This window comes from Pseudomonas sp. UBA2684, from assembly GCA_002354655.1.
Classification (GTDB): Bacteria; Pseudomonadota; Gammaproteobacteria; order Pseudomonadales; family Pseudomonadaceae; genus Aquipseudomonas.
In genome coordinates this window covers 5,028-8,772 of sequence record DELY01000024.1, presented here as the reverse complement: position 1 = coordinate 8,772, position 3,745 = coordinate 5,028, and the positions used below count along the sequence as shown (strand labels likewise).

2 protein-coding genes are annotated in these 3,745 nt (G+C 63.5%); one reads left to right on the top strand and one right to left on the bottom strand.

Going from position 1 to position 3,745, the window contains the following annotated elements:
* Positions 1-149: 149 nt before the first annotated feature.
* Positions 150-1,205 carry a 23S rRNA (cytidine(2498)-2'-O)-methyltransferase RlmM gene (rlmM, locus tag B3M58_RS09140; RefSeq protein ID WP_296218498.1) on the bottom strand — a complete coding sequence of 352 codons (1,056 nt, stop codon included), beginning with the start codon at positions 1,203-1,205 and terminating at the stop codon, positions 150-152.
* 297 nt (positions 1,206-1,502) lie between these two features.
* Here rlmM and acnA point away from each other — a divergent pair.
* On the top strand, positions 1,503-3,745 hold a 2,243-nt coding region (gene acnA, locus B3M58_RS09135), incomplete at its 3' end, for an aconitate hydratase AcnA (protein ID WP_296218497.1).

Sequence of the window (3,745 nt, the reverse complement as noted above, 5' to 3'; positions counted from 1 at the left end):
ACATCGCCATACGGCTACTTGCCTGTGGGAGGGGCTTTAGCCGCGAGCTGTCTACACCATTCCGCACCGTTCGCGGCTGAAGCCCCTCCTACCAAATTCGAGGCGAAACATCACATCGCCACGCGGCTATTTGCCCTGTGGGAGGGGCTTTACTTGCTCAAACGCCGCAGATGGCAGGTCACTTCCTCGCGGTCGTGATACAGCTGCTTGCAGGCAATCGATACCTTGATCTTGCGTTCGGCAAAGCCATCTTCCAGGCGCTGTAACAGGCGGCGCACCTCAGCATAGCGCTGCTTCATCGGCAACTTGAGGTTGACCACCGCCTCGCGGCACAGGCCTTCGCCAATCCAGGTCTCCAGCAAGGCGGCGCTGCGCGCGGGCTTCTCGACGATATCGCAGACCATCCAATCCACCGGCTGGCGTGGCTTGTAGGTGAAACCATCGACCATCAGGTGCTGCACCAACCCGGTATCCATCAGGCTTTCGGCCATCGGTCCGTTGTCGATGGCGGTGACCAGCATGCCGCGTTTGACCAACTGATAGGTCCAACCACCCGGCGCCGCGCCGAGGTCAACCCCGGTCATCTCGCCCGACAGGCGCTCGTCCCATTGCTCGCGGGGAATAAAGGTATGCCAGGCTTCTTCCAGCTTGAGGGTCGAACGACTCGGCGCCTCACGCGGGAACTTCAAGCGCGGAATGCCCATCGGCCAGAGCGCCGAGTTGTTCGTCTCGGCCAGGCCGACGAACACCTCGCGGCCACTCTTGAAGGTCAGCAGCAGGCGCGGCTTCTGCGCATCCTCGACCAACTTGCCGGCCTTGCTCAGGGCGTTACGCAGCGGCGCCTCGAATTTCTTGCAGAAGTTCGACAGCTCCTTACCATCGTTGGTGTCGAGCACCTCCAGCCACAGGCTGCCGAACGTTGGCGAGCCCGCCAGATGAGCCAGCAACACGCTGATGCGATCCAACTCCGGCAGGTCGATAAATACGCCCCGCGCCCATTGCCGCGGAAAAATCAGCTGGCTGAAGCGCACGCCACGCATCAAGCGCTCGGCACCGTCCGGCTCGGTGCAGATAAATTCGGCGCAGGCGGTGCTGGGTTTGGCCTTGGCATAGCCGGCCACCTCCAGGCGGGCAGCGTGTTCGGCGATCTCCGCACACACCTCGTTCTCGAAACCGGGGCGGCAGTGCAGTAATAAAGTATTCATCGGGGCTCTCCTCAAGGCGCGCATCATAGCCGAGTCGGGAACCCGCGGCGCCTGTGGCCGGTCCAGTTAATAGCCATGCATCTTTGGGCCGGTCCGCTGCCTGCGCAGTGATCAGCAGCACACCAGCGCGGCTGCAACCCGCGAAAAACCCAAAAGCATGCGGACATGGCCAGCCTGGCCAAGCAGAGCTAGGGTGAAGACTCTGTCGTAATCAATCCGGCTTGTGCCGTGCAAGCCAAAAACAGGCCGTTGAAGCAACCGCATCCGCTCTACATCGGCCTGAACAGGAGACGCACAATGCCATCCTTAAATAGCCTGAACAGCCTCCAGAGCCTCGTCGTCGGCGACACCACCTACCACTACTACAGCCTGCCGGAAGCGGCGAAAACCCTCGGCAATATCGACCGCCTGCCGATGTCGCTGAAAGTCCTGCTGGAAAATCTGCTGCGCTGGGAAGACGACAAGACCGTCACCGGCGCCGATGTGCAGGCCATTGCCGACTGGCTGAAAAACCGCAGCTCGGAGCGCGAGATCCAATACCGCCCGGCCCGCGTACTGATGCAGGATTTCACCGGCGTGCCGGCGGTGGTCGATCTCGCCGCCATGCGCACCGCCATGGCCAAGGCCGGTGGCGATCCGCAGAAAATCAACCCGTTGTCGCCGGTCGACCTGGTGATCGACCACTCGGTGATGGTCGACAAGTTCGCCAGCGCCTCGGCCTTCGGCGAGAACGTCGAGATCGAGATGCAGCGCAACGGCGAGCGCTATGCCTTTCTGCGCTGGGGCCAGCACGCCTTCGCCAACTTCAGCGTGGTGCCGCCGGGCACCGGCATCTGCCACCAGGTCAACCTCGAATACCTCGGCCGCACCGTGTGGACCAACGAGCAAGACGGCAAGACCTTTGCCTTCCCCGACACCCTGGTCGGCACCGACTCGCACACCACCATGATCAACGGCCTCGGCATCCTCGGCTGGGGCGTCGGCGGTATCGAGGCGGAAGCGGCGATGCTCGGCCAACCGGTGTCGATGCTGATTCCCGAGGTGATCGGCTTCAAACTGACCGGCAAACTCAAGGAAGGCATCACCGCCACCGACCTGGTGCTCACCGTCACCCAGATGCTGCGCAGCAAAGGCGTGGTCGGCAAATTCGTCGAGTTCTATGGCGACGGCCTGGCCGACCTGCCGCTGGCGGATCGCGCCACCATCGCCAACATGGCCCCGGAATACGGCGCCACCTGCGGCTTCTTCCCGGTCGACGCCATTACCCTCGGCTACCTGCGCCTGTCCGGCCGCCCGCAGCAGACAGTCAAATTGGTCGAGGCCTACTGCAAGGCCCAGGGCCTGTGGCGCGAGCAAGGCCACGAGCCGGTCTTCAGCGACAGCCTGCAACTGGACATGGCCAGCGTCGAAGCCAGCCTGGCCGGGCCCAAGCGCCCGCAGGACCGCGTCGCCCTACCGCAGGTCAAACAGGTCTTCGATAAATTCATCGGCCTGCAACTGAAACCCACGGCCAAGGAAGAAGGTCGCCTGCTCAATGAAGGCGGTGGCGGCGCAGCCGTCGGCAGCGCCGAGCAGGCTGGCGAGGTCGATTATGAATACCAGGGCCAGACCCACCGCTTGAAAAACGGCGCGGTGGTGATCGCCGCCATCACCTCCTGCACCAACACCTCCAACCCCAGCGTGATGATGGCCGCCGGCCTGCTGGCGAAAAAGGCCGTGGAGAAAGGCCTGCAACGCAAGCCCTGGGTCAAGAGCTCGCTGGCGCCGGGCTCCAAGGTGGTCACCGAATACTTCAACGCCGCCGGCCTGACCCGCTACCTCGACGCGCTGGGCTTCGATCTGGTCGGCTACGGCTGCACCACCTGCATCGGCAACTCCGGGCCACTGCCCGAGCCTATCGAAACAGCCATCCAAGCCAACGACCTGACCGTCGCCTCGGTGCTCTCCGGCAACCGCAACTTCGAAGGCCGCGTGCACCCGCTGGTGAAAACCAACTGGCTGGCCTCGCCGCCGCTGGTGGTGGCCTATGCGCTGGCCGGCAGCGTGCGGGTGAATATCGCCGAAGAGCCGCTGGGCACCGGCACCGATGGCCAACCGGTGTACCTCAAGGACATCTGGCCGAGCCAGGCGGAAATCAGCGCGGCGATCATGCAAGTGAACACCGCGATGTTCCACAAGGAATACGCCGAGGTGTTCGCCGGCGACGCGCAGTGGCAGGCGATTGACGTGCCGCAGGCCGATACCTATGCCTGGCAGGCCGACTCTACCTATATCCAGCATCCGCCCTTCTTCGAGAACATCGCCGATGCGCCGCCGCATATCGGCGACATCCACCAAGCGCGCATCCTCGCCCTGCTCGGCGACTCGGTGACCACCGACCACATCTCCCCCGCCGGCAACATTAAGGCCGACAGCCCCGCCGGCCGTTACCTGCGCGAGCAAGGCGTGCAACCGGTGGATTTCAACTCCTACGGCTCGCGGCGTGGCAATCATGAAGTGATGATGCGCGGCACCTTCGCCAATATCCGCATCCGCAACGA

What these genes read in the sequence shown, in the direction of transcription:
- rlmM (WP_296218498.1), bottom strand. Translation starts at nt 1,205, where the DNA reads ATGAATACTTTATTACTGCACTGCCGCCCCGGTTTCGAGAACGAGGTG.